At 71.6% G+C, this 25330-nt stretch carries 20 protein-coding genes; 12 read left to right on the forward strand and 8 right to left on the reverse strand.

The genetic code is table 11. From position 1 onward, the window contains the following. Positions 1-2: 2 nt before the first annotated feature. From ABGB12_RS27630 to pdxH, 5 genes are all read right to left on the reverse strand, one after another. On the reverse strand, positions 3-1838 hold the full coding sequence (locus ABGB12_RS27630) for a hypothetical protein (RefSeq protein ID WP_347682388.1): 1836 nt from the start codon (positions 1836-1838) through the stop codon (positions 3-5). Positions 1839-1862: 24 nt separating this feature from the next. Further along, the gene (locus ABGB12_RS27635; protein ID WP_347682389.1) at positions 1863-2831 is read right to left on the reverse strand and encodes a hypothetical protein; all 969 of its coding nucleotides are present in this window, start codon (positions 2829-2831) and stop codon (positions 1863-1865) included. Positions 2832-2969: 138 nt separating this feature from the next. Continuing rightward, positions 2970-4088 carry a phosphoserine transaminase gene (gene serC / locus ABGB12_RS27640; RefSeq protein ID WP_347682390.1) on the reverse strand — a complete coding sequence of 373 codons (1119 nt, stop codon included), beginning with the start codon at positions 4086-4088 and terminating at the stop codon, positions 2970-2972. An 11-nt stretch (positions 4089-4099) separates the two neighbouring features. Continuing rightward, positions 4100-5374, reverse strand: a complete 1275-nt coding sequence (locus tag ABGB12_RS27645) for an MFS transporter (RefSeq protein WP_347682391.1) — start codon at positions 5372-5374, stop codon at positions 4100-4102. After that, positions 5371-6033 (reverse strand): pyridoxamine 5'-phosphate oxidase, encoded by a 663-nt coding sequence (gene pdxH, locus ABGB12_RS27650; protein ID WP_347682456.1) that lies wholly within the window; start codon positions 6031-6033, stop codon positions 5371-5373. Before pdxH ends, ABGB12_RS27645 begins: the two co-directional genes overlap by 4 nt. Positions 6034-6152: 119 nt before the next feature. On the opposite strand from pdxH, the gene ABGB12_RS27655 reads away from it, so the two are divergent. From ABGB12_RS27655 to ABGB12_RS27665, 3 genes are all read left to right on the forward strand, one after another. Further along, positions 6153-7247 (forward strand): citrate synthase 2, encoded by a 1095-nt coding sequence (locus tag ABGB12_RS27655; RefSeq protein ID WP_347682392.1) that lies wholly within the window; start codon positions 6153-6155, stop codon positions 7245-7247. Between the two features lie 147 nt (positions 7248-7394). After that, positions 7395-8105: a metal-dependent transcriptional regulator gene (locus ABGB12_RS27660; RefSeq protein WP_347682393.1), complete on the forward strand. Its 711-nt coding sequence runs from the start codon at positions 7395-7397 to the stop codon at positions 8103-8105. 78 nt (positions 8106-8183) lie between these two features. Next, positions 8184-10343: a SpoIIE family protein phosphatase gene (locus ABGB12_RS27665; protein WP_347682394.1), complete on the forward strand. Its 2160-nt coding sequence runs from the start codon at positions 8184-8186 to the stop codon at positions 10341-10343. Positions 10344-10352: 9 nt separating this feature from the next. Here the strand turns inward: ABGB12_RS27665 and ABGB12_RS27670 are convergent, their stop codons facing one another. Both ABGB12_RS27670 and ABGB12_RS27675 read right to left on the reverse strand, forming a co-directional pair. Beyond that, entirely contained in the window at positions 10353-11024 is a 672-nt protein-coding gene (locus ABGB12_RS27670; protein WP_347682395.1) for a methyltransferase domain-containing protein, read from the reverse strand. 73 nt (positions 11025-11097) lie between these two features. Beyond that, a complete protein-coding gene (locus ABGB12_RS27675) occupies positions 11098-11256 on the reverse strand; it encodes a hypothetical protein (RefSeq protein WP_347682396.1) in 159 nt (52 codons plus the stop codon). Between the two features lie 212 nt (positions 11257-11468). On the opposite strand from ABGB12_RS27675, the gene ABGB12_RS27680 reads away from it, so the two are divergent. From ABGB12_RS27680 to ABGB12_RS27705, 6 genes are all read left to right on the forward strand, one after another. After that, positions 11469-12617, forward strand: a complete 1149-nt coding sequence (locus tag ABGB12_RS27680) for an acetyl-CoA C-acetyltransferase (protein WP_347682397.1) — start codon at positions 11469-11471, stop codon at positions 12615-12617. A 173-nt stretch (positions 12618-12790) separates the two neighbouring features. After that, the gene (locus ABGB12_RS27685; RefSeq protein ID WP_347682398.1) at positions 12791-12964 is read left to right on the forward strand and encodes a hypothetical protein; all 174 of its coding nucleotides are present in this window, start codon (positions 12791-12793) and stop codon (positions 12962-12964) included. Between the two features lie 53 nt (positions 12965-13017). Then, on the forward strand, positions 13018-13773 hold the full coding sequence (locus tag ABGB12_RS27690) for an IclR family transcriptional regulator (RefSeq protein ID WP_347682399.1): 756 nt from the start codon (positions 13018-13020) through the stop codon (positions 13771-13773). 78 nt (positions 13774-13851) lie between these two features. Further along, positions 13852-14583, forward strand: a complete 732-nt coding sequence (locus ABGB12_RS27695; RefSeq protein WP_347682400.1) for a methyltransferase — start codon at positions 13852-13854, stop codon at positions 14581-14583. 304 nt (positions 14584-14887) lie between these two features. Next, positions 14888-17635 carry an AAA family ATPase gene (locus ABGB12_RS27700; RefSeq protein WP_347682401.1) on the forward strand — a complete coding sequence of 916 codons (2748 nt, stop codon included), beginning with the start codon at positions 14888-14890 and terminating at the stop codon, positions 17633-17635. 64 nt (positions 17636-17699) lie between these two features. After that, positions 17700-20585: an AAA family ATPase gene (locus ABGB12_RS27705; protein WP_347682402.1), complete on the forward strand. Its 2886-nt coding sequence runs from the start codon at positions 17700-17702 to the stop codon at positions 20583-20585. 388 nt (positions 20586-20973) lie between these two features. Here the strand turns inward: ABGB12_RS27705 and ABGB12_RS27710 are convergent, their stop codons facing one another. Continuing rightward, the gene (locus tag ABGB12_RS27710; RefSeq protein WP_347682403.1) at positions 20974-21852 is read right to left on the reverse strand and encodes a phenylalanine 4-monooxygenase; all 879 of its coding nucleotides are present in this window, start codon (positions 21850-21852) and stop codon (positions 20974-20976) included. 170 nt (positions 21853-22022) lie between these two features. On the opposite strand from ABGB12_RS27710, the gene deoC reads away from it, so the two are divergent. From deoC to ABGB12_RS27725, 3 genes are read left to right on the forward strand one after another with little or no spacing between them, the layout of a single operon-like run. Next, positions 22023-22946 (forward strand): deoxyribose-phosphate aldolase, encoded by a 924-nt coding sequence (deoC, locus tag ABGB12_RS27715; protein WP_347682404.1) that lies wholly within the window; start codon positions 22023-22025, stop codon positions 22944-22946. 10 nt (positions 22947-22956) lie between these two features. Next, a complete protein-coding gene (locus tag ABGB12_RS27720; protein WP_347682405.1) occupies positions 22957-24387 on the forward strand; it encodes an aldehyde dehydrogenase family protein in 1431 nt (476 codons plus the stop codon). Further along, positions 24377-25258 (forward strand): aldehyde dehydrogenase family protein, encoded by an 882-nt coding sequence (locus ABGB12_RS27725; RefSeq protein ID WP_347682406.1) that lies wholly within the window; start codon positions 24377-24379, stop codon positions 25256-25258. The genes ABGB12_RS27720 and ABGB12_RS27725 overlap by 11 nt, the downstream gene beginning before the upstream one ends. Positions 25259-25330 lie beyond the last annotated feature (72 nt).

Here is a 25330-nt window from a genome sequence, read left to right on the forward strand (position 1 = left end):
GGTCAGATCTCCGGAGGCGCGGCGGAGCCGCCGCGGTCCGGCGGCCCCCAGGGCAGCCCGTACTTCTCGCAGGCCCTGCGCAGCTCGGACAGGTCGGGCGCGAACGTCACCCGGCGCAGCACCCGCCCGCCGGGGCTCCACACCACCAGCCGGGGGACCCCCTCGGCCGAGTGGTCGATGCCGACCCCCCCGACGGTCTCCCGGCGCAGGCTCCAGTCGGTCCGGCCCAGCCGGGTCACCGAGGCGATGCCGTGCGCCGACACCCGCAGCTGGGAGCGGTTGCGGTCATGCAGCCAGGACCCGGCCAGCCCGGCCAGCAGCCCGCCCGGCACCGACCAGGCGAGCACCGCGCCGAACCCGGTGAACAGCCAGGCCGCGGTCATCGCCACCAGCAGGCAGATCGCCGACGTGACCCCGTACCCCCACAGGCGCGAGCGCGCGGTGGCGTCCAGCAGGGCGCCGGGCCCCGCCTCGGGGACGGGCGGCGGCACCGGGTCCTCGGCGGCGAGGGTGGAGACCGCGCCGTGGAAGGCCGCGCTCAGATAGGCCTCGTACTCGGCGTCCGTCACCGGGAGACCCGCGTTGCGGGCCTTCTCCCGCAGGTCCGTGCGGGCGATGCGCAGCGCCTTGAGCGGGGCGGTCAGGAACTCCTCGCCCTCGTTGTCGTACACCCGCAGCCAGGCGTGGCCGTCGACGGTCAGCAGCTCGATGACGCCGATCCGGTCGGCGGGCATCTTGAGCATGACGTCCCCGGCCATGTCGGCCCAGCCCAGGCCGTCCTCGCCGACGACGAGCCGTCCCCCCGGCACCTGGGAGAAGATCTCCGGCAGCCCCTCCAGGCCGTACTCCGACGGCTTGGGCGAGGCGGGCGCGGTCGAGATCACCTTGTAGCCGTGCTCGTCGAGGGTGTGCGCCAGCTGGAACTCGTCGACGCCCCGGGCGTGCAGGTACCGCAGCACCCGCAGCCGGTGGTCGAAGACCACGGCCGTCAGCGGGGCGTAGTCCGGCTCCCCGGTCATCGCGTCGAGTTCGGGCCCGGGGCCCAGCAGGATCGCCCCGATCGAGGAGGCGGGCAGCCCCTGCACCGCCTCGGCGGAGATCGTCCAGCGCACCGGGGCGGTCCGGCGCAGCCTGCGCCGGACCGCCAGCAGCACGACGGATCCGGCCAGCGCCCACAGCCCGGCGCCGAACCGCGAGGCCGGAGTGGGGGTGCCCTGCACCGCGGCCAGCACCACCATCAGCCAGGCGGGCACGACCGCGGCGGCGCCCAGCAGCACCAGCCGCAACCGCGCCGAACGCCGGACCCGGGAGGCGAGGACGACCGGCTCGCCCCTGGTCTCGGCGGGCTCCACGACCGCGGCCATGAGGGACGCCTCGACGTCCAGGTAGTCCTGCTCCTCGTCGGGGTCGGGCGCGAAGTCGCCGTCGACCACCCTGATGCCCAGGCCGAGCCGACGCGCGGTCACGAAGAACGCGTGCGGCTCGAACCCCATCTCCGGCAGCGTCCCCAGCTGGGTGGTGCCGAACTTGTGGTGGACGGTCAGCACCAGTTCGTCGGCGCTGATCGACAGCTCCTGTATGCGGCCGGGGGAGTAACCCTGCAGGACGCGGCCGTTCCGGTCGACCAGCTCCAGGCCGTCCGGCGACAGCCGCCAGGACGGGCCGGGCCGGGGGCCGGGGACGATCAGGGGCAGCGCGGCGAAGCCGAGGACGAGGGCAGCCCACAGCCAGGGCGGGCTCAACGGGACGAACGCAAAGGCGAGGGCCAGCAGGGAGAAGGGCGCGCCGCCCGGCGGGCGTCGGCCCTCAGCCCTCAGGCCGACGAGCTCGTGGTCCACAGGAGGAATAGTGACACGCTCCACTCACTTTCGTCTGCGGCTGTAGGCGACCGCCGCCACCACCGCACCCACGACGACGAACAATCCGAGCCCCCGGTTAGTTCCGGGGCTTTCCGATTCGTTATCCGGTTCGTTGTCCGGCGGCTCGCCGGACGCCGGCGAGGACTTCCCCGGCGCGGGGGCGGGCAGCGCCTCCTCGGGGAGCGGCACCCGCCAGACCCGGCGGTCCTCGCCCTCGGAACTGATGAGGAGGGCGCGCCCGTCGGGGGTGTAGGTGATCGCCTCGCCCTGCTCCTGCGAGGGCAGGGACATCAGGGTGATCTGCTCGTCCGGGGCTCGGTAGAGCGTCGCGGAGAAGTAACCGCGGATGACGAAGGAGCTGCCGTCCGGCGCGTAGGCGCCGTCGGTGGCGAAGGAGTGCGCGGAGCCGACCGGTCTCAGGACGTTCGTGCGGGCGGAGCTGAGCTTGCGGGGCGCCCGGTAGAGCCGCCCGGCCCCGAACGCCTTGGAGGCGACGTAGAGCCGGTTGTCCCTGGGGTCGATGAGGATCGACTCGGCGTCGCGGGCACCGTCGGAGTAGGTGAAGCGGAAGGCGGTGGCCTGGAGCGTCCGGGACTTCATCCGGTCCGGTTCGCGGACCCGGTAGACGGTCACGTACGGCCAGGCGCCCTTGAGGTTGTCGCCGATGTCGGCGATGTAGAGGGCGGGCCGTCCCGCCTCGTCACGGCCCGGGGCGATGCCCTCCCAGTCCCGGGCGGTGGCCCCGGCGATGGTGAAGACGGCCTTCGTGCGGCCCGAGGAGTCCACCGCGAAGATCTGCGGGGCCCCGTCGGAGTCGTTGTGGGTGTAGACGATCCCGGGATGCCTCGAGGAGGCGGCCAGCCCGGACGACTCGGTGATCGAGCTGTCCTGGAGGGTGAAGGCCACCTGAGCGTCGCCGCCGCCCCCCAGGGGGAGGACGGCGGCGAGCACCAGTGAGGTCATCTGGCTCACTGCAGCAGCGTTCCCACGATCACGGCCACTACGAGCAGGATCAGGATCGTCGGCAGCAGCCAGCGGGTGGGACGGTACACGTTCATGAGCCTATTGCGGGGTCCGGACTGCCCATGCCGGGGCCGGAGGTGGCGCCTCTCACCCGTTCAGGCGTTCGACCACGTAGTCGACGCAGGTGGTGAGCGCCTCGACGTCGGCCGGGTCGATCGCCGGGAACATGCCGATGCGCAGCTGGTTGCGGCCCAGCTTGCGGTAGGGCTCGGTGTCGACGATGCCGTTGGCGCGCAGCACCTTGGCGATCGCGGCGGCGTCGACGCCCTCGGCGAAGTCGATCGTGCCGACGACCTGGGAGCGCTGCGCCGGGTCGGCCACGAACGGGGCGGCGACCTGGGACTTCTCGGCCCAGCCGTACAGCCGGGAGGCGGAGTCGGCGGTGCGCGAGGTGGTCCAGGCCAGGCCGCCGTTCTTGTTCATCCACTCGATCTGCTCGGCGAAGAGCAGCGCGGTGGCCACGGCGGGGGTGTTGTACGTCTGGTCCTTGGAGGAGTTGTCCACCACGGTCGTGAGGTTGAAGAACTCGGGGATGTAGCGGCCCGAGGAGGCGATCTCGTCGATCCGGGCGAGGGCCTTGGGCGAGACCAGGGCGACCCACAGGCCGCCGTCGGCGGCGAAGCACTTCTGCGGCGCGAAGTAGTACACGTCGGTCTCGGAGACGTCGACCGGCAGGCCGCCCGCGCCGGAGGTGGCGTCCACCATGACCAGCGAGTCGTCCTCGACGACACGCTTGATCGGCATCGCGACGCCGGTGGAGGTCTCGTTGTGGGTGAGCGCGTAGACGTCCACGCCCTCCTCGGCGACCGGCACCGGGTGGGTGCCCGGGTCGCTGGAGACCTTGGTCGGCTCGTCCAGCCACGGGGCGCCGGAGACGACCTTGGCGAACTTCGAGGAGAACTCGCCGAAGGTGACGTGCTGGGACTTCTGGCGCACCAGGCCGAAGGCGGCGGCGTCCCAGAAGGCGGTGGTGCCGCCGTTGCTGATCAGGACCTCGTATCCGGAGGGCAGCTGGAACAGGTCGCCCAGCCCGGAGCGGATCCTGCCGAACAGCGACTTCACCGGCTTCTGCCGGTGCGAGGTGCCCATGTAGGTGCTGCCGGAGTCGTACAGCGCCTGCAGCTGCTCGGGGCGGACCTTGGACGGGCCGCAGCCGAAGCGGCCGTCGGCGGGCTTGATCTCTGCGGGGATGACGATGTCGCTCACATTGGGAAAGCCTACGTGACCTGCTCGGAAGATCGTTCCTCCGGTCCGGGATGTGGGACGCCGGGCCGGTAGCGCAGCAGGGCGGGGGAGGCCAGGCCCGCCAGGACGACGAGGACCGCGCAGGCCAGGCCGCCGAGCACCCAGGCGGTGCCCGCGCCGAAGGCCACGGCCGTGATCCCGGCGCGCAGGTCGCCCAGCCGCGGCCCGCCGGCGACGACCACGGTGAACACGCCCTGGATCCGGCCGCGCATCTCGTCCGGCGCGTAGGTCTGCAGGATCGTGGTCCGGAAGACCGCCGAGACCAGGTCGGCCGCGCCGCCCAGGGCCAGCAGCGCCACCGCGGCCCACAGCGAGTGCTGCAGCCCGGCCAGGGCCACCGCCAGGCCCCACAGGACGATCGAGACGATCAGGGCCAGGCCCTGCCGCCTGACCCGGCCGATCCAGCCGGAGAACAGCCCTCCCAGGACCGCGCCGATGCCGATCGCGGCGAACAGCCAGCCGACCGCGGACTCGCCGCCGAACCGGGTGTCGGCCAGTTCGGGGAAGAGGGCGCGGGGCATCGCGACGCCCATGGCGATGATGTCGACCACGAACGACATCATCAGGACCGGCTGGGTCCACAGGAAGCGCAGCCCGTCCAGGACGGAGCGCAGGCCGGGTGCGCCGCGGACCTCCTCGGGGCCGCCGACCGGGGGGATCGACGGCAGTTTGAAGGCGGCCCAGAGCATGACGGTGAACAGGACCGCGTCGAGGGCGTAGGCCCAGGAGTAGTCCCAGCGGGTGAGGATCAGCCCGGCCAGCAGCGGCCCGCCGAGGGTGGCGGCCTGGCTGAAGGTGTAGCTGAGGTTGTTGGCGGCGGGGATCTCCTCGACGCTGAACAGCCGGGGCACGATCGCGCCGCGGGTCGGCGAGGAGATAGCGAAGCCGGTGGACTGCAGCGCCACCACGGCCATGAGCAGCCAGAGCAGCTCCAGGCCGAGGACGGCCTGGGCGAGGAGGCCGAGGGTGGCGATCCAGGTCAGCAGCGAGGAGAGGAACAGCAGCCTGCGCCGGTCCATGTGGTCGGCGACGGCGCCGCCCCACAGGCCGAAGACGATCAGCGGCACCAGGTTGACCACGCCCAGGACGCCGACCCAGAAGGAGGACCCGGTCATCTGGTAGACCTGCACGGGCACGGCCACCGAGGTGATCTGGAAGCCGGTGAAGGAGACGCCGTGCCCGATCCACAGCCGCCGGTAGGCGGGGTTGCGCAGGGGTGTGGTGTCGAGCAGCAGTCGTTTGCTCATGGGGCGAGGCGCTCCCGTAGCCAGTGGTCCGGGGGTCCGGTCTCCCGGGTGTAGCGCAGCCGGTCGTGCAGCCGGTCGGGCCGGCCCTGCCAGAACTCCACCGAGTCGGGGATCACCCGGTAGCCGCCCCAGAAGTCGGGCACCGGGACGCTGTCCGGTTCTGGCCATTTTAGGGTCAATTTTGAGAAGCGGTCCTCCAGCTCCTCCCGGCCGGAGACCACCGAGGACTGCCGGGACGCCCAGGCGCCGATCTGGGAGCCGTAGGGACGGGAGCGGAAGTAGGCGGCGGACTCCTCCTCGGGCAGCCTCTCGACCCGGCCCATGACGATCACTTGCCGCTGCAGCGGATGCCAGAGGAAGAGCAGGCTCGCCCAGGGGTTCTCCGCCAGGTCCCGGCCCTTGCGCGAGGCGTGGTTGGTGAAGAACTGAAAACCGTCCTCCTTGAACCCCTTGAGGAGAACGGTGCGGGCCCGCGGCTGTCCGTCCGCCGAGGCGGTGGCCAGGACCATGGCGTTGGGGTCGGGCAGCCCCGCGTTCACCGCGTCCGCGAACCAGTCGGTGAACAGGGCCAGAGGCTCGGAGGGCGCGGACTCCTCGGTGAGCGCCCCCCTCTCGTATGAGATTCTCAGGGCTGCTGGGTCAGTTGGAAGGCGATCCACAGTGGTCAAGCTTTTCACCTGCCCCTGGAACCCAAGTGACCCCCCTGGGATACTGGTGGGTAATCGAGCACGGTTCAATGCATGGCGACCGACCGCAGGGGAACCGAAAGGCAGGCCGTATGTCTGAGTTCAAGCCGGGGCTCGAGGGAGTCGTCGCGTTCGAGACCGAGATCGCCGAGCCCGACAAGGAGGGCGGTGCCCTCCGCTACCGAGGCGTGGACATCGAGGAGCTCGTCGGCGAGGTCTCCTTCGACCGGGTGTGGGGCCTGCTGGTGGACGACTCGTTCGACCCGGGCCTGGCCCCCGCCGAACCCCACCTCCTGCCGGTGCGCTCCGGTGACGTCAGGGTGGACGTGCAGGCCTCGCTGCCGACTCTGGCCACCGTCTACGGCATGCGCCCGCTGCTGGACATCTCGGACGAGGAGGCCCGCGCCGACCTCGCCCGCGTCTCCGCGCAGGCGCTCTCCTTCGCCGCGCAGAGCGCCCGCGGCCTGAGCCTCCCGGCCGTGCCGCAGTCGCGGGTCGACGAGGGCCGGACCGTCACCGAGCAGTTCATGATCCGCTGGCGGGGCGAGCCCGACCCCCGGCACGTGCGGGCGATCGACGCCTACTGGGTCTCGGCGGCCGAGCACGGCATGAACGCCTCCACCTTCACCGGACGGGTGATCGCCTCCACCGGCGCGGACGTCGCCGCGTCCATCTCCGGCGCGATCGGCGCGATGTCCGGCCCGCTGCACGGCGGAGCCCCGGCCCGCGTCCTGCCGATGATCGAGCGGGTCGAGCAGCTCGGCGACGCCCGCAAGGTCGTCACCGACATCCTCGACGGCGGGGAGCGGCTCATGGGCTTCGGCCACCGCGTCTACCGGGCCGAGGACCCGCGCGCCCGAGTGCTGCGCCGCACCGCCAAGGAGCTGGGCGCCACCCGGTACGAGGCGGCCAAGGCGCTGGAGGACGCCGCGCTGGAGGAGCTGCGCGCGCGCCGCCCCGACCGTCCGATCGAGACGAACGTCGAGTTCTGGGCGGCCGTCATCCTGGACTTCGCCGAGGTCCCGACCGCGATGATGCCCGCGATGTTCACCTGCGGCCGCACCGCCGGCTGGGCCGCCCACATCCTGGAGCAGAAGCGCACCGGGCGCCTGGTGCGCCCGAGCGCCCGCTACACCGGCCCCGGTTCCCGTCCCCTCGCGGACGTGGCGGGCAGCCAGAGCCTGTAACGAATGTCACAAGGGCCGCCCCGAGGGGCGGCCCTTTGTAGTTGAGTGGAATACGACGTACCCGCAAAACGCTTGACCGGGCTCCGGCATCCGGGCATCTGGAGGGCGGCCGAAGACGTAAACTCTGACGCAGAGACTGGAGGAACCTTGACCTCACACGGCCTGATCGACACCACGGAGATGTATCTCCGCACGGTGTTCGAGCTGGAAGAGGAGGGGATCGTTCCGCTGCGCGCGCGCATCGCCGAACGACTCTCCCAGAGCGGGCCTACCGTCAGCCAGACGGTCGCCCGCATGGAACGCGACGGCCTTCTGCGGGTCGAGGGAGACCGCCACCTGGCACTGACCAGATCCGGACGGGACCTGGCGGTGCGGGTGATGCGCAAGCACCGTCTCGCCGAATGCCTGCTCGTGAACGTCATCGGCCTGCCGTGGGAGGACGTTCACTCCGAGGCCTGCCGGTGGGAGCACGTCATGTCCGAGGCGGTGGAGCGGCGGCTGCTGGTGCTGCTGGACAACCCCACGAACTGCCCGCACGGCAACCCGATCCCCGGTCTGGAGGAGCTCGGCGGCCACGGCGGCGAGGAGCAGGCCGCGGACGACGAGAGCCTGACCGCGATGACGACGGTTGCCACCCGGGACGGACAACCCGCGGTGATCCGGCGGATCAGCGAACAGATCCAGAGCGATCATGACCTTATGCTTAAACTCAAGCAGGTCGGGATTCAGCCCGGACGCGAGGTGACGCTCGCGGTTGGCGACGATGGTGTGCGAGTGACCAGTGAGGACTCCGGGGACGGCCCTGAGACAGAACTTCCACGACGTATCGCCGAGCACGTCTTCGTCGCGAAACTCTGAGATCTTGGCCGACGATCTCCGCTCCCTCCCGCCCGCGGGCGCCGCGTTCGCCGTCGAACGGGTGCCGGAGGTGAGGGGATGAAGCAGTGGGGCGAACCCCCCTTCGAGCCCGAGTTGGCGCCCGAGGCCGTGCTCGGCCAGATGGAGATGGCGGTCATCGTCTGTGACCGCTTCAGCAACATCATCCATATCAACGCCTTCGCCAAGAAGCTGTTCGGCTTCGCCGGAAGCGAGTACATAGGCCAGAGCGTGTTGTCCCTGGGCATCGCCGAGGAGGACCACGAGCAGGCCACCGAGCTGGCCCGGCACGTCCTGAAGGGCGGCGTCTGGGAGGGCACCTTCTGCAACCTGCGGGAGGACGGCAGCACCATCTACACCCGCGCCCAGGCCGTCCCGCTGCGCCACCCGTCCGGCGCCATCGACGGGGTGGCGATCCTGGCCCGGGAGGCGCTGCGCAGCAACCAGCGCGACCAGGACAGGTACGGGCTGCTCGACCGCATCGGCACCCGGCTGGCCGGCTCCCTGGAGCTGGAGGTCACGCTGCGGGCGGTGGCCGACACCCTGGTCCCGCAGTTCGCCGACCACGTCTTCATCGATCTCGCCTCCTCCGACAGGCTGGTGCGGCGGGTCTCCCGGCACGCCGGCGACTGGACGCCGCCGCCCGGCACCTGGCCCGAGGTCGACGAGCAGGTGGCCTACCCGCCCGACCACCACGCGGCCAAGGCGATGAGCCGCCGCGACGCGGTGCTGGTCGACCTGGCCACCGGCCTCGACGGCGAACTGGGCCTCACCTCGATGATCTCCGCCCCGCTGGTGGCGCGCGGCGAGGTGCTGGGCGTGATGAGTCTCGGCCTGTCCCATCTGGGCCGCCGCGCCGACCCGCACTACGACGGCTTCGACCGCGACCTCGTCGGCGCGATCGCCGGCCGGGTGGCGCTGTCCATCGACAACGCCATGCTCTTCGAGGAGGAGCGCCAGACGGCCCTGGCCTTCCAGCGCCATCTGCTGCCGGGCGAGCGCCCCCCCAAGCTGGACGGGCTGCAGATCGCCTGGCGCTACGAGCCCGCCAAGCCGCTGGAGTCCCACGGCCACGGCATCCAGACCCAGGTCGGCGGCGACTGGTACGACGTGATCCCGCTGTCGGCGGGCCGGGTCGGCATCGTCATCGGTGACGTGGAGGGCCGCGGCGCCCGGGCCGCCGCGGTGATGGGCCAGTTGCGCGCCGCGCTGCGCGCCTTCGCCCAGGACGACAAGTCTCCCGCCGACATCATGCGCAAGCTGGACGAATGGGTGCGCACCATGAGTTCCGCGGACGCGCCCCGCCCGTCCCTGGTCTCCTGCACCTACTTCGTCTACGACGCCTGGTCGCGGGAGCTGACCTTCTCCAACGCCGGGCACAGCCCTCCGATGCTCGTCCTCGACGGCCGGGTGGGCGAGCTGGACTTCCACTCCGCGGCCGGGGCGATGCTGGGCGTGCGCTCTCCCGGCCTGGGCGGCGACATCATCTACAACGAGGCCACGGTCACCCTGCCCCCGGGCAGCACCCTGGTGCTGTACACCGACGGCCTGGTGGAGCGCCGTCCCAAGGAGGACGGCACCTACTACAGCAGCGAGCAGTCCCGCCTCCTGATCGCCGAGGCCGTCGGCCGGGTCGCCCGCAGTGACGTGGAGACGGTGGCCAACACGGTGTTCTCCGCGGTGCCCGGCGACATCGACGACGACGTGGCCCTGGTCGTCATCCGCACCGCGCCGGAGGAGCTCCCGGTCGAGGAGCGCACCTTCCCCAGCGAACCGATCATGGTGTCGGAGGCGCGCAGGCTGGCCGCCGAGACCTTCGCGGCCTGGGGCCTGCACGAGGACGAGGCCGAGATGGCCTGCCTGCTGGTCTCCGAGATCGTCACCAACGTGGTGCTGCACGCCACCAACGTCCCGGCGCAGAAACGCGCGCTGGTGGGCGCGCCGGAGCTCTCCTTCGACGAGGACGACTGGGACCTGGGCGCGGGCCTGGGCCGTCCCGAGCCGGTGAAGCAGGAGTTCCGGCTGCGGCTGCGCAAGGGCGCCGGCGCGTTGTGGGTGGAGGTCTTCGACCCGGACCTGCGGCTGCCCCGCATCCGCAACGCGGGGGAGACCGACGAGGGCGGCCGCGGCCTGTACCTGGTCGACCAGATCGCGGCCCGTTGGGGCTCGCGTCCCACGCCCGACGGCAAGGCCGTCTGGTTCGAACTGCCCCTCACCTGAGGCGGCGGGCTACCCGCGGGCCCGCGCGTCCCGGACGGGGACCGCGGCCAGATGCGCCCAGGTCTGGGTGAACCACAGCTCGCCCCCGATGACGCGGGGCTTGGCGCCGGTCTTCGGGCCGCCGTCGACCTCGGCGAGCAACACCTCGCGCAGCCGCTCGGCGATCCGCGGGTCGCGGGCGGCGGCCAGCCACGGCTCGGCGGGGCGCTCCACGGTGAGCAGGTCGAGCCGGGTGATGCGGGCGCCGGCGGACTCGACCATCGCGATGAGGTCGCCGATCGGCGGGGTGGACCGGAAACTGGGATCCCGCACGCGTTCCAGGGCGTCCCGGTGGTCGCTGGAGCAGTTGGTGCGGGCGAGCTCGGCCAGGACGATCCGCCCGGAGGAGCGGCAGACCCGCAACATCTCCCGGAGCGCGGCGGCCGGGTCCGTCATGCGCAGCAGGGTGAACCGCGCGGTGACCAGCGAGAACTCGGCGTCGCGGTAGGGGAGCGCGACCGGGCCGGGCCCGGGCCCGGCGCCCAGGTCGACGGAGGTGAGCCGCCCCACCCGCGGGGTGAGCGCCGAGGCCAGCGGGCTGGGCCCGTAGCACAGGTCCAGCGCCTCGTCGTGGGGGCGGGGCTCGGCGAAGTCGGCGAGCCTGGTGAGGAAGGTGGAGAGGGTGCCCACGGCGCTCGGCACGGCACTACCTCCCCTCGCAGTGGTCAATCAGATGAGACGACCGCGGGGCCCGGATGGTTCACCGCCCGGGGAATCAATTCATCGACTGGCCCCACAACGCCAGGACCACTATCACGAAGACGATGACGACCGCGCTGGTCGTGGGCGCGGGGAAGCGGAGGCGTACGGCCGCCCACCGGATGCAGAAGGCGGCGAGGAGCGCGAGCAGTACGAGCGTGACGATCCCGTCCATGACGTCACCTTAGACGTTCTCGGCTCGGTGCCCGGCCGCGGAGCGGCTCTCGCGGGTCCGCGGCCGGGGCTGGACGTCGGCTCGGGTATTTTTCCGGTTGAGTGTGCAGGGTCACTCTTGGGTTGTCGTGTACCGAGGGGTAAGCTCAGGACAACCGAACCCCATTCGGTTTAATGGGACGGAACCCCACCCCTAGATTCTTTGGAGGCGTTGTGGCCGAGGCGTACATCGTCGGCGCGGTCCGTACCCCCGTCGGAAGCAGGAAGGGCGGCCTGGCCGGAGCTCACTCCGCCGACCTCGGCGCGCACGTTCTGAAGGCCCTCGTCGAGCGCACCGGGATCGACCCGGCCGCCGTCGAAGACGTGATCATGGGCTGTGTCTCGCAGGCCGGCATGCAGGCCCTGGACGTGGCCCGCACCGCGTGGCTGTCCGCGGGCCTGCCCGAGAGCGTGCCCGGCGTCACCATCGACCGCCAGTGCGGCTCCTCCCAGCAGGCCGTGCACTTCGCCGCCCAGGGTGTGCTGTCCGGCACCCAGGACCTCGTCGTCGCGGCCGGCGTCGAGAACATGGCCGCCGTGCCGATGGGCTCGAACGTGCCGTTCGGCGCCGAGGGCCCCAAGGCCGGCATGCCCTACGGCGACGGCTGGGCCGAGCGCTACGGCATGCAGGAGATCTCCCAGTTCCGCGGCGCCGAGCTCATGGCCGAGAAGTGGGGCCTGAGCCGCGAGGACCTCGAGGCGTTCGCCCTGGAGTCCAACATCCGCGCGGGCAAGGCCATCGAGGCCGGCTACTTCGACCGCGAGATCGCGCCGCTGAACGGCGTCGAGCGCGACGAGTGCGCCCGCCCCGACACCACCCTCGAGAAGATGGCGGGTCTCAAGCCGCTGCGCGAGGGCGGCCGGATCACCGCGGCCGTCTCCTCCCAGATCGCGGTCGGCGCGTCCGCGCTGCTCATCGCCTCCGAAGAAGCGGTGCGCACGCACAACCTGACCCCGCGCGCACGGATCCACACGCTGGCCCTGGCCGGCTCCGACCCGGTCTACATGCTGACCGGCCCGATCCCGGCGACCGAGAAGGCCCTCAAGAGGTCCGGCCTCAAGATGGACGACATCGACGTCACCGAGATCAACGAGGCCTTCGCCCCGGTCGTCCTCGGCTGGCAGAAGGACCTGGGCGCCGACCCGGCCAAGGTCAACCCGAACGGCGGCGCCATCGCCCTGGGCCACCCGCTGGGCGCGACCGGCGGCATCCTGATGGCCAAGCTGCTGCACGAGCTGGAGCGCACCGGCGGCCGCTACGGCCTGCAGACGATGTGCGAGGGCGGCGGCCAGGCCAACGCCACCATCATCGAGCGCCTCTAAGTACGGCGGGCCTCTCCGCGAGGAGGGCGCTGTCAGAGCAGACGAGGGCCGCGGCGGATTCCGTCGCGGCCCTCGCCGCTTCCTCCTGGAATCCTCCGCGTCCTCGCGGAGCTTGGCGAAGCATGCCCCTGGCTTCACCGGAAGCTGGAAAAGACGTGGCTAGGGTCATGGCCATGCCGACGAGCGACGACGTCCAGCACCCCGAACAGTCCTCCCAGAGCACCCCGGAACCGCAGGAGGCTCCCGCCCCGGAACCGGAGGCCGCCGTGAGGAGGCCGTCAGGCCGTCCCAAGAAGCGGCTCCCCATTCCGCCCCTGACGACCGCGCTGGACGAACCGTCCGTCTAGAGAATTGCGGAAACGGCTTGACCTGACTTCACAGGCAGTGTTCGCTTTCTGTGATGGAAGGCACGCGTGAACCGACGTTGATCGCCTCGGTGCGACGTGCGCTGCACCTCATGGAAACGGTGGCGGCGCACCCGTCGGGCGCGCCGGCCAAACAACTCGCGCGGGCCGCGGGGCTGCCGCTGGCCACGACCTACCACCTGCTGCGGACACTGGCCCACGAGGGTTACGCCACCAAGCTGCCCGACGGCTGCTGGGTGATCGGCGGTCGGCTCGAAGGCCTGTACGCGCGGGGCCGCACCCAGGTGACGCTGGCCCGGGTCCGTCCCGTCCTGGCCTCGCTGCGGGACGAGCTGGGCGTCGCCGCCTACTTCGCGGTCCACCGGGAGGGCGAGATCAGCCTGGTCGACGTCGTCGACGGGCCGCGGGAGCGCCGCGTGGACCTGTATGTCGGCTTCAACGAGGCCGCGCACGCCACCGCCATCGGCAAGTGCCTCCTGGGCCAGCTCGACGAGGCCGGAAGGCGCGAGCATCTGGCCCGCCACCCGATGCTCGACCTCACCCCGCATACCATCACCGACCGCAGGACGCTGGACCGGGGACTGGCCGGGCGCGACGGCCTCTGGCTGGACCGCGAGGAGTACACGCTCGGCACGGCCTGCGTCGCGGTCCCGGTGGCGGACGAGACGCGCGGGCTGACCGGCGCGCTGGCCGTCTCCTGCCGGGCGGAACGGCTGACCCGCGTGCGGGGCGCGGGAGGGCGGCTGCGCGAGGCCGCGGAGCGGATCGCCCGGGTCGCTGTACTGAGTTGAGATACCGGACTTCCGCCAGGAGGGGGTACCAGCCGGTAAACTCGCCCCGATTCCCGGAACCGAGCACGAGTGGAACCCATGTCTGAGAACTTCCAGCCGGTCCAGCCCGCGGCCGGCGAGGGCGCCCTGGAGAACCACCTCGGCGGCGACGAGGCGCGCAACTACCGCAAGTACGAGTACGACATGGTGGCGCCGCACGTCGGCCGTTCGCTGCTGGAGATCGGCTCCGGGCTCGGGCACTTCTCCGAGCAGTTCGCGGGCAGGCTGGACTACCTGGCCGTCAGCGACAACGACCCGTACTGCGTCGAGCAGCTGCGCAAGCGCTACGCCGAGGACCCCGACGTCGAGGTCCTGTCGCTGGCGCTGCCCGCGAAGGTGGGGATCCGGCAGAAGGTCGACACCGTCGTCATGATGAACGTCCTGGAGCACATCGCCGAGGACGCGCAGGCGCTCAGGGACCTGGCCGCAGTGGTCGAGCCCGGCGGCCGCATCGTCATCTGGGTGCCCGGCTACATGCAGCTCTACGGGGACTTCGACCGCAAGGTCGGCCATGTCACCCGCTACACCCCCAAGACGCTGGGCGCCACCATCGCCGCGGCGGGCCTGGAGGCCGAGGTGCTCAAGCCCATCAACTTCCTGGGCGGCATCGCCTGGTGGGCGGCGGTGCGGCGGGGCGGCGTGGGCTACCCCGACCCCCGGCTGGTGAAGATCTACGACCGGACCGTCATCCCGACCACCCGGTTCCTGGAGAAGCTCTTCCGCCCGCCGTTCGGCCAGACGGTCTTCGCCGTCGCGCGTGTGCCCGGATAGCCTTCCCCGGAAGTCCGGGCGCTGAAAATTCAGGTCGGCGTATCGGGAAGTCTCCCCATGTGACGGGTGCCTCCGGGCAGAGAATGAGGACGGCCGCGGAAACGTCCTCTCGCCTCTCCGCCCCAGCGGGCGGGTGCACCCCGAGCAGGGCGCGTCCCGGCCAGCCACAAATTCCCGTGTGGTCCGACGGCCCGGTGGCGGGAGGGCGGAGAGGGTCCTCCGGCCACCGGGTCCGGCTGTCCGGCGTGATCGCTGACGGCGATAATCGCTGGGCGGAACCCGGGTCTCCTGTCATGCTGGACATATGCCCCCCGCCCTACCGCTGATCGGCCGGACCGAGGAGCTGACACGCCTGCACGAGGCGTTCGGACGGCTGCCCGGGGCCGTGCTGGTGGGCGGCGAGGCGGGTATCGGCAAGACCCGGCTGGTCCGTGAGTTCACCGCGGGCCGCGGTGCCGCCCGGGTGCTGACCGGCGGCTGCGTGGAGCTGTCGGCCGAGCTGCTGCCGTTCGCTCCCTTCACCGCCGCGCTGCGCGGGCTGGTGCGGGAGTTCGGGGCGGACGGAGTCGGGGAGCTGCTGCCCGGCGCCAGGGGCCTGTCCCGGCTGCTGCCGGAGCTCGGCGATCCCGACGAGTCCCCCGTGGACGAGGCGCGCGCCCTGCTGTTCGAGCTGGTGCTGAGCCTGCTGGACCGGCTGGCGGAGCGCGAACCCCTGGTCCTGGTGATCGAGGACGCGCACTGGGCCGACCGCTCCAGCCGCGACCTGCTGGACTTCCTCATCCGCAACCTGGCCGGCTCGGTACTGGTGCTCGTCACCTACCGCAGCGAGGCGCTGCACCGCGACCATCCGCTGCGTCCGCTGCTGGCCGAGCTCGACCGGGTGGACCGGGTGGAACGGCTGGAGCTGCGCAGGCTCACTCCGGCGGAGACGGCGCAGATGCTCGGCGAGCGGGCCGACGCCGGCCGCGCACGGGAGGTGTTCCGGCGCAGCGAGGGCAATCCGCTGTTCGTTGAGGCGCTGGCAGGGGAGGAGACGGCGGAGCTGCCGGAGTCGCTGCGCGACCTGGTGCTGGCCGGGGTACGGCGGCTGCCCGACACGTCGCAGCATGTGCTGCGGGTCGCGGCGGTGGGCGGACAGTACCCGGATGAGGGGCTGCTGGAGGCCGTGACAGGGCTCGACGGCGCCGCGCTCGACGACGCGTTGCGCCCCGCCGTCGCGGCGAACGTCCTGGCGGTGGACGGCGAGGGCTATGCCTTCCGGCACGCGCTGATCTGCGAGGCGGTCCGGGAGGACCTGCTGCCGGGGGAGCTGAGGCGGCTGCACCTGGCCTACGCCCGGACCCTGGAGGAGCAGCCGTGGCTGGTGCCGCCGGGACGGGCCACGGCCGGGCTGGCCCACCACTGGTACGCCGCGCGGGACCTCCCTCGCGCACTGGAGAGCGCGTGGGCCGCCTCGGGAGAGGCCATGAAGTCGGCGGCGTACGCCGAGGCGCTCGCGCTGTCCGAACGGGTGCTGGAACTGTCCGGGCGGGTGCCCTCGGGGCTCGACCGGGGCGAGGTCCTGCTACGGGCGGTGACCGCCGCGGAACTGGCGGGTGAGCTCGATCGGGGGATCGAACTGGCGTCGGCCGCGCTGGAGCACGTGGCGGACCCTGCGGCGCGGACGGGGCTGCTCAGCTGCCGGGGCCGGATGCGGTTGCACCTGCACCGCGCCGAGGGAGTGCAGGACCTGCGGGACGCGGTCGCGCTGCTGCCCGAGCATCCGCCGACCGCGGCCCGGGCCAGAGCGCTGGCGGCTCTCGCCAAGTACCTGCACAAGATCCCCGACACCATGGCGGAGACGCGGAAGGCGGCGCTGGACGCGGTGCGGGTGTCCCGCCTGGCGGACGACGCGACCGCGCAGGCCAGCGCGCTGATGACCCTGTCTCTGGGCGAGGGGCTGGCGGACGACGAGCGGTTCGCGCTACTAGACGAGGTCGAGCCGCTGCTGGAGCGTTGTGAGGACTACAACGAGGTGCTCCGGCACAAGCTGACCATCTCGCACGTGCTGGAGGGTGAGGGGCGGCACGAGGAGGCCCACCGGGTCGCCCGAGCTGGGCAGGAGGAGGCCTTCGCTCGCGGGCTCGGCCGCATCATGGGCACCATCCTCGCCTACAACGCCGCCGAGCCGCTGGTCTCCCTGGGCCGCTGGGACGAGGCGCTGCGGATCATCGAGAACGTGACCGAGCGGCTTCCGCTCAACCGGCACCTGGGCAGCCTGCGCGCGTTGGCGGGGGAGATCCATGTGGCGCGGGGCGACCTGGAGCGGGCGGAGGCCGATCTGGGCTTCGCCCGGTCGGTGGTCCGGCGGGGCCCGGTGCGCCGAGCCGAGGACCTCTTCGCGGTGCTCCGCCTGGAGGTCGCCCTGCGGCTGGCACAGGGAGAACCGGGACGGGCGCTGGAGGCGGCCGAACCGCTGCTGGAGCCGGGGGAGATGGCGGACGGCGCGCGTTATGCCTGGCCGGTGCTGATGCTGGTGGCGCGTGCCTGCCGGGACGAGGCGGAGTCGGCGCCCTATCTGAAGCAGGCCGAGGGACTGGACGTGCTGGGGCCGGTCATGGCCGCGCAGCGGCTCGCCTTCGAGGCCGAGTGCGCTCCGATCACGGGTTTCGGCCCGTCCTGGGGGGAGGTGGCCGAGGCCTGGCGGGAGATCGGCCAGCCCTACCGGGAGGCCTACGCCCTGCTGCGCGCGGCTCCGGAGGACCGGAGGCTCGCGGCCGGGCGGCTGGAGCGGGCCCGGAGGCTGGCCGCGGACCTGGACGCGGCTCCGCTGCTGGCAGGGATCGAGGAGGTGCGTTCCCGGCTGGGCGGCGCGACGGCGGTGCGCGGGCTGACCGCGCGGGAGGTCGAGGTCCTGCGGGAGCTGTCCGAGGGCCGGGCCAACCGGGAGATAGCACGGTCGCTGTCCATCTCGGCCAAGACGGTCAGCGTGCACGTGAGCAACATCCTGGGCAAGCTCGGGGTCTCCTCCCGGGGCGAGGCCGCGGCGGTCGCGCGGAGGCTGGGGTTGTGAGGGCGCGGCCGGACCGCGAGGACCATCGGGAGAAATGTCTGATTCGGCTGGCATCCTGGGGGGCGTGAACGTGGGAATGGGCGGTGTGAGCCCGGTACTGGTCGGGCGGGAGGCCGAGCTCGGCGCGCTGGACGGCGCGTTCGCCCGGGTGCGTTCTGGCTCGGCGCGGGCGGTGCTGCTGGGCGGCGAGGCCGGCATCGGCAAGACCCGGCTGGTGACGGAGTTCGCCGCCAGGGCCCGGGCCCAGGGCGCGCGGCTGCTGCTGGGCGGCTGCCTGGAGCTGGGCGTCGACGGGTTCCCGTTCGCACCGTTCACCGCCGTGCTGCGGCAGCTCGTCCGGGAACTGGGTGCCGACGGGGTGGCCGCGCTGGTCGGCGGGCGGACGGAGGGACTGGCCCGGCTGCTGCCGGAGTTCGGCGAACCGGACGGCGACGGTTCCGGACACCACCAGGCCCGGTTGTTCGAGCTGGTGCTGACCCTGCTGGACCGGCTGGCCGGGCAGGGCCCCGTCGTGCTGGTGGTCGAGGACGCGCACTGGGCCGACCGCTCCAGCCGCGACCTGCTGGCGTTCCTCGTCCGCAACCTCGGCGCGGTGGCCGAGCTGATGATCGTCGTCACCTACCGGTCCGACGAGCTGCACCGGGGGCATCCGCTGCGCCCGCTGCTGGCCGAGCTGGACAGGCTGGAACGGGTCGCCAGGCACGAGGTGGGCAGGCTGGCCCGGCACGAGGTCGGCGAGCTGATGACCCGGCTGCGCGGCACCGAGCCGGGCGGAGGACGCGTCGAGGAGTTCTTCACCCGCAGTGAGGGCAACCCGCTGTTCGTCGAGGCGCTGATGGACGCCGACGGAAGCATCGCCTGCGAGATCCCCGAGTCGCTGCGCGACCTGCTGCTGGCGGGCGTCGAAAGGCTGCCGGAGGAGACCAGGGAGCTGCTGCGGGTGGCCAGTGCGGGCGGCGCCCGGATCGAGCACCGGCTGCTGGCCGCCGTCAGCGGCCTGGACGAGCGGGGCCTCACCCGCGACCTGCGGCCCGCGGTGGCCGGGAACATCCTGGTGGTCGAAGGCGAGGGATACCGGTTCCGGCACGCGCTGATCCGCGAGGCCATCCACGACGACCTGCTGCCAGGCGAGCACACCCGGCTGCACACCCGGTACGCCGAAGCCCTGGAGGACGACGCCACGCTGGTGCCACCCGGCAGGGCCGCCGCCGAGCTGGCCCACCACTGGTACGCGGCGCACAACGTGGAGTGGGCGCTGATCAGCGCTTGGAGGGCCGGGCAGGAGGCCGACCGCGCCGCCGCCTACGCCGAGGAGCTGCGGATGCTCGAACGCGTCCTGGAGCTGTGGGAGCGGGTGCCGGAAGCGGAGAAGAAGATCGGCTCCTCCCGGACGGAGGTGCTGCGGCTGGCGGTCTGCGCCGCGGAGTGGGCGGGGGACAGCGAACGCGGCATCAAACTGGCCTCCGCGGCGCTGCGGGAGACCGACGATCCGCTCCGGCGGGCGTGGCTGCTGGACCAGCGCGGCCGGATGTACCACCGGCTGGGCCGTCAGGGCTGGCTGGAGGACCTGAAGCAGGCGGCCAGGCTGGTGCCGGCCGAGCCGCCATCCGTCGAGCGGGCCCAGGTGATGGCGTCGCTGGCGCAGCACCTGTTCCTCGGCTCGGGGACCGAGGAGGCCAGGGACGCGGTGGAGGAGGCGCTGGAGGCCGCGCGGGCCGCGGGCGACCGGCGGTCGGAGGCGCACGTGCTGCTGACCCTGGCCTGCCTGCTCGATGAGGACAAGTACGAACTCGGCGGCGACGAACAGCTGGCGTGGAAGCTGCAGGACCAGGCGGAGCGGATCGCCGCGGAGATCGGCGCGGACCAGCAGCTGGTGCGCGCCGCGATCAACCGGTCCCACTTCCTGGAGGGCGCCGGGCGGCACGACGAGGCCGTGGAGGTGGCCGCGCGGGGGATCGAGCGGGCCAAGGAGATCGGGCTCTTCCGGATCCAGGGGTCGTTCCTCAGCATCAACCTCGCCGAGTCACTGCACTCCCTGGGCCGCTGGGACGAGGCGGAGCGGGTGATCGAGTCGGCGCTGGAGGCCGACCCGCCACGGGCCCACCGGGCCTGCCTGGTGCTGCAGCGCGGCGAGATCGGACTGGCGCGGGGGGACCGGGAGCCCGCCGAACGCGGGCTGGAGGTGGCCTACAAGTTCAGCCGCTGGAAAGTGGACCAGCGGATCCATGAGCACTATCCGGTGCTGCGGCTGGAAGCCGGGCTCCGGCTCATGGAGGGGGACCGCAAGGCGGCGCTGAGCGCGCTGGAACCCGTGCTGATCGGAACGAACCGTCCCGACGACAGCCGTTACGCCTGGCCCGTCCTGGCGATCGGGGCGGCTGCGTGCACCACGGCGGCGGAACTGGAGCCCCTGGCCGCCCGGGTGGAGGGGCTCGCCGCCCGCGGGCCGGTCCAGCGGGCCTGGGCGCTGACCTTCCGGGCCGAGACCGCCCGCATCACCGGAGAAGACCCCCGCTGGGACGACGTCGTCGCCGCCTGGGCGGACGTCCGCCAGCCCTACCCCCGGGCGCAGGCGCTCCACCGGGCCGCCGAGCACGACGCGGCGGCGGGCGAGCGCAAGCGGGCGGCGGCCAGGCTGACCGAGGTGGTGACCTTGGCGCGGGAGCTGGGCGCGGCCCCGCTGGAGGAGGCGGCGAGGGACCTGATCCGGAGGCTGGGCGCCGGGGAGCGCGGCTCGCCGTCCCACGGGCTCACCGCCCGGGAGCTGGAAGTGCTCGAACAGCTCAGCCGCGGCGGCTCCAACAGGGAGATCGCCGAGGCGCTGTTCATCTCGGCGAAGACCGCCAGCGTCCACGTCAGCAACATCCTCGGAAAGCTCGGCGTGGCCTCCCGCACCGAGGCCGCGGCGGAGGCCCGCAGGCTCGGCCTGCTGTCCGCCGAACGGGCCTGAGCGACCCTTCTTAGTCCCTCCGCCCCCGTCTTAGGCCGCACGACCAGGCGATCCGCGGGGTGAATAAGGCATCTGCCTCATGCGCCGGCCGGGGTCTTAGCGCGAGATTGAAGGTGTCGGAAGCGGCGTCGAGGAAAGCCGAGGACACCATGCTGCACCACGATTTCACCAGAGCGGTCATGAAGGACCGGGTCTCGCGGTTCCAGGAGGAGGCCGACCGGGAGGAGCAGGAACGCACGGAGGACTCCGGACGTTCTCAGGAGACCAAGAGCAAGTCGGGTCTTCTCCGGGTGGTGAGGTCATTACTCCCGGCCCGGTAGGCGAAGACGGGGTTCACGCCGTGTCCCAGACGGCGTGAACCCCGTCTTCGTGTTCGCGGGCCCGCGGCTCAGACGCTCAGGGCCGCGATCGAGTCGTCGTCGCACGCCTCCCAGAAACCGCCCACGACGTCCTCCAGCTGCCCCAGGGACTCGGCGAGGAACAGGCGGGTCTGGTACTTGGTGATGTCGTAGTCGGTGAGGCCCATCGCATGGACGTCCAGCGGGCGGATGTCCATGGAGCGGAACTCCTCGATCTCCCCGTAGGAGGAGAGGATGCCGGCCCCGTAGGCCTTGGGCTCGCCGTCCTCCAGCAGCACCCCGAACTCCAGGGTGAACCAGAAGATCCTGGAGACGAACTCCAGGGCCTGCCTGCCCTCCACCCGCCGGGCCGCCCGCCCCGCCGCCCGGTACAGGGCGGCGAACCGGTCGGAGGCCAGGGCGTTGGCGTGGCCGATGACCTCGTGGATGACGTCGGGCTCAGGGGTGTAGAGCGGCATGCTGTGGTGCCGCAGGTACTGGGTGGAGTGGAAGTAGCCGTCGGACAGGGAGCCGTAGAACTCCCGCAGCGGCACCAGCCCGGCGGCGGGCAGATAGCGGAAGCCGGTCAGGGGGCGCAGCATCTCGGAGACCTCCTGCAGCTGCGGGACCCTGTCGGCCGGGAGTCCCAGGCGCTCCTTGGCGTCCAGGAACTCGCGGGCCGCGTGACGCCGGTGCTTGGCCGCCAGCTCCGCCGAGACCAGCCGCCACACCTCCTGCTCCTCCTCGGTGTAGGCGACCTCGGGGACGGGGTCGCCGCGCCCGTGCCCGACGGCCAGCTCCGCGATCAGATTGCGCCGCTCCCGGTAGACCGGGTCGGCGAAGCCGGGGTGGTCCCGGGCCAGACTCACCGTCACCCTGCCGTGCTCGTCCTCGTCGACGGGCGAGAAGTACTGGGCTTCCTCGAACATGTCCGCGCCTCCTCGTCGAAGCGTCGTCCTGTCCTTCCAATGTGCCCGCTCCACGCTTGATCGAGCAAGGGCGGGAAGTTTGGTGAAACGGACAAAGGGTGACGGCTCGGCCCCCGGTGGGTTGTCGCTATGTCCCAGTTCAGGGGATGCGTTTGGTAGGTGCGCATGCCATGACGGATGCTTTGTCGGTGACACCTACGAACGAGCTGCGGGGAATCCTGCACGGATTGCCCGGGGTCGACCAGGTCGGCGTCGAGGCGCGTGCGGCCCGGCTGGGCACCCGGTCGATCAAGAACGAGAGCAAGGCCAGGGCGATCGACCTGGCGATCTCCATGGTCGACCTGACCACCCTGGAGGGGTCCGACACCCCCGGCAAGGTCCGGGCGATGTGCACCAAAGCGGTGCGGACCGCGCCCGGCGCGCCCGCGGTCGCCGCGGTCTGCGTCTACCCCGACCTGGTCAAGGTGGCGGTGGACGAGCTGCGCGGCTCCGGCGTCGGCGTGGCCTCGGTGGCGACGGCCTTCCCGTCCGGACGCGCCCCGCTCGCGGTCAAGCTGGAGGACACCCGCCAGGCCGTCGCCGACGGGGCGAGCGAGATCGACATGGTCATCGACCGGGGGGCGTTCCTGGCCGGGGACTACGCCAAGGTCCACGACGAGATCGTCGCGGTCAAGCAGGCCTGCGGCTCCGCCCACCTCAAGGTGATCCTGGAGACCGGCGAGCTGGCCACCTACGACAACGTGCGCCGGGCGTCCTGGCTGGCGATGCTGGCCGGAGCCGACTTCATCAAGACCTCCACCGGCAAGATCCAGCCCGCCGCCACCGCGCCGGTCGTCCTGCTCATGCTGCAGGCCGTCCGGGACTTCCGGGAGCGGCACGGACGCATGGTCGGGGTGAAGCCGGCGGGCGGCATACGTACCACCAAGGACGCGATCAAGCTGCTGGTCCAGGTGAACGAGGTCGCGGGTCCGGACTGGCTGGACCCGCACTGGTTCCGCATCGGCGCCTCCAGCCTGCTCAACGACCTGCTCATGCAGCGGGAGAAGCTCGCCACCGGCGTCTACTCCGGCCCCGACTACTTCACGCTGGACTGACTGGATGATGATGAGCGACGAGCTGTTCGAGTACGCACCGGCACCCGAGTCCCGGAGCGTCGTCCGGATCGAGGAGTCCTACGGCCTGTTCATCGACGGGGAGTTCGTCTCCGCCAAGCAGACGTTCCCGACGATCGACCCGGCCACCGAGGAGGTGCTCGCCGAGGTCTCCGAGGCCGGGGCCGAGGAGGTCGACCTGGCCGTGGACGCCGCCCGCACGGCGTTCGAGAAGGTCTGGGGCCCGATGCCGGGCCGCGAGCGCGCCAAGTACCTCTACCGGATCGCCAGGATCATCCAGGAGCGCTCACGGGAGCTGGCAGTCCTGGAGTCCGTCGACAACGGCAAGCCCATCCGGGAGACCCGTGACTTCGACCTGCCCCAGGTCGCCGCGCACTTCTTCCACTACGCGGGCTGGGCCGACAAGCTGGAGTACGCCGGGTACGGCACCACCCCGATCGGCGTCGCCGGCCAGATCATCCCGTGGAACTTCCCGCTGCTCATGCTGGCCTGGAAGATCGCCCCGGCACTGGCCTGCGGCAATACCGTGGTGCTCAAGCCCGCCGAGACCACCCCGCTGACCGCGCTGGCGTTCGCCGACATCTGCCGCCAGGCCGAACTGCCCCCCGGCGTGGTCAACATCGTGACCGGCGGCCCGGAGACCGGGCGGCTGCTGGTGGAGCACCCGGGCATCGACAAGATCGCCTTCACCGGCTCCACCGAGGTCGGAAAGCGCATCGCCCGCGCCGTCGCGGGCACCGGCAAACGCCTCGGCCTGGAACTGGGCGGCAAGGGCGCCAACATCGTCTTCGACGACGCCCCGCTGGACCAGGCGGTCGAGGGCGTCGTCAACTCCATTTTCTTCAACCAGGGGCAGGTGTGCTGCGCGGGCTCGCGGCTGCTGGTGCAGGAGTCGGTCGCCGAGGAGCTGATGACCCGGCTGAAGGAGCGGATGGCGACGCTGCGGGTCGGCGACCCGCTGGACAAGAACACCGACGTCGGGGCTATCAACTCCGCCGTCCAGCTGGCCACCATCGGCGAACTGGTCGCCTCGGGCGAGGCCGAGGGCGCCGAACGCTGGTCGCTGGAGTGCGAACTGCCCGAGCGCGGCTTCTGGTTCGCGCCCACGATCTTCACCGAGGTGGCGCAGAGCCACCGCATCGCCCGGGAGGAGATCTTCGGCCCGGTGGTGTCGGTGCTCACGTTCCGCACCCCCGCCGAGGCCGTCGAGAAGGCGAACAACACGCCCTACGGGCTGTCCGCGGGAGTGTGGACGGAGAAGGGCTCCCGCATCCTGTCCATGGCCCAGAGGCTGCGCGCGGGCGTGGTGTGGGCCAACACGTTCAACCAGTTCGATCCGGCTTCGCCGTTCGGCGGCTACAAGGAGTCGGGTTTCGGCCGCGAGGGCGGCCGTCAGGGTCTGGAGGCCTACCTTGTCCGCTAAGAAGAAGGACGCCGCCGAGGCCCCGGCGCGGCTCCGGGTGCGCAAGACCTACAAGCTTTTCATCGGCGGGGCCTTCCCGCGTTCGGAGTCCGGCAGGTCCTACGTCGTGAACGACAGCAGGGGCGAATTCCTCGCCAACGCCTCCCACGCGTCCCGCAAGGATGTGCGGGACGCCGTCGTCGCCGCGCGTAAGGCGTTCGGCGGCTGGTCCGGCAGGACTCCTTACAACCGCGGTCAGATCCTCTACCGGATCGCGGAAATGCTGGAGGGAAGAAGGCGGCAGTTCGTCGAGGAACTGCGCGACACAGGCCTTTCCCGGGAGGACGCGGAAACCGAAGTGGACGCGGCGGTCGACCGGTGGGTCTGGTACGCCGGATGGGCCGACAAAATCGCCCAGGTGGCAGGTTCGGTCAATCCCGTCGCCGGACCGTTCCTCAACGTCTCGACACCCGAGCCGACCGGGGTGGTGGGAGTGCTCGCGCCGTCCGGGACGCCTCTGCTCGGACTGGTGTCGGTGCTGGCCCCGGCCATCGTCACCGGCAACACCGCGGTGGTCGTCGCCGACTCCCCACTGGTGGCCATCACCTTCGCCGAAGTGCTGGCGACCTCCGATCTGCCGTCAGGAGTCGTCAATGTCCTCACCGGGCCGCGTGTGGAACTCGCACCGTGGCTGGCGGGCCATATGGACGTCAACGCGATCGACCTCGCGGGCGCGTCCGAGGAACTCGCGAACGCCTGTGAGGAAGCGGCTGCGGGGAATCTGAAGCGTGTGCTGCGCGGCCTGGGAACCGACTGGTCCGCGGACCCGGGAACGGTTCGGATGACGGCACTGCTGGAGACGAAAACCGTGTGGCACCCCATCGGTGTGTAACAGTGCGTAAAGGGTTATCGTCAAGATGGGTGTAGCAAGAAGGTAAGTGTGGAATATCTCCCCCCGTAGCTG

Origin of the sequence: Actinocorallia sp. B10E7, assembly GCF_039871655.1 — a bacterium.
Classification (GTDB): Bacteria; Actinomycetota; Actinomycetes; order Streptosporangiales; family Streptosporangiaceae; genus Actinocorallia.

Coding starts and splice junctions, on each gene's coding strand:
- deoC (WP_347682404.1), top strand. CDS start 22,023: ATGACGGATGCTTTGTCGGTGACACCTACGAACGAGCTGCGGGGAATC.
- ABGB12_RS27685 (WP_347682398.1), top strand. CDS start 12,791: ATGCCGACGAGCGACGACGTCCAGCACCCCGAACAGTCCTCCCAGAGC.
- ABGB12_RS27655 (WP_347682392.1), top strand. CDS start 6,153: ATGTCTGAGTTCAAGCCGGGGCTCGAGGGAGTCGTCGCGTTCGAGACC.
- ABGB12_RS27710 (WP_347682403.1), bottom strand. CDS start 21,852: ATGTTCGAGGAAGCCCAGTACTTCTCGCCCGTCGACGAGGACGAGCAC.
- ABGB12_RS27675 (WP_347682396.1), bottom strand. CDS start 11,256: ATGGACGGGATCGTCACGCTCGTACTGCTCGCGCTCCTCGCCGCCTTC.
- ABGB12_RS27695 (WP_347682400.1), top strand. CDS start 13,852: ATGTCTGAGAACTTCCAGCCGGTCCAGCCCGCGGCCGGCGAGGGCGCC.
- ABGB12_RS27690 (WP_347682399.1), top strand. CDS start 13,018: ATGGAAGGCACGCGTGAACCGACGTTGATCGCCTCGGTGCGACGTGCG.
- ABGB12_RS27720 (WP_347682405.1), top strand. CDS start 22,957: ATGAGCGACGAGCTGTTCGAGTACGCACCGGCACCCGAGTCCCGGAGC.
- ABGB12_RS27645 (WP_347682391.1), bottom strand. CDS start 5,374: ATGAGCAAACGACTGCTGCTCGACACCACACCCCTGCGCAACCCCGCC.
- ABGB12_RS27700 (WP_347682401.1), top strand. CDS start 14,888: ATGCCCCCCGCCCTACCGCTGATCGGCCGGACCGAGGAGCTGACACGC.
- ABGB12_RS27665 (WP_347682394.1), top strand. CDS start 8,184: ATGAAGCAGTGGGGCGAACCCCCCTTCGAGCCCGAGTTGGCGCCCGAG.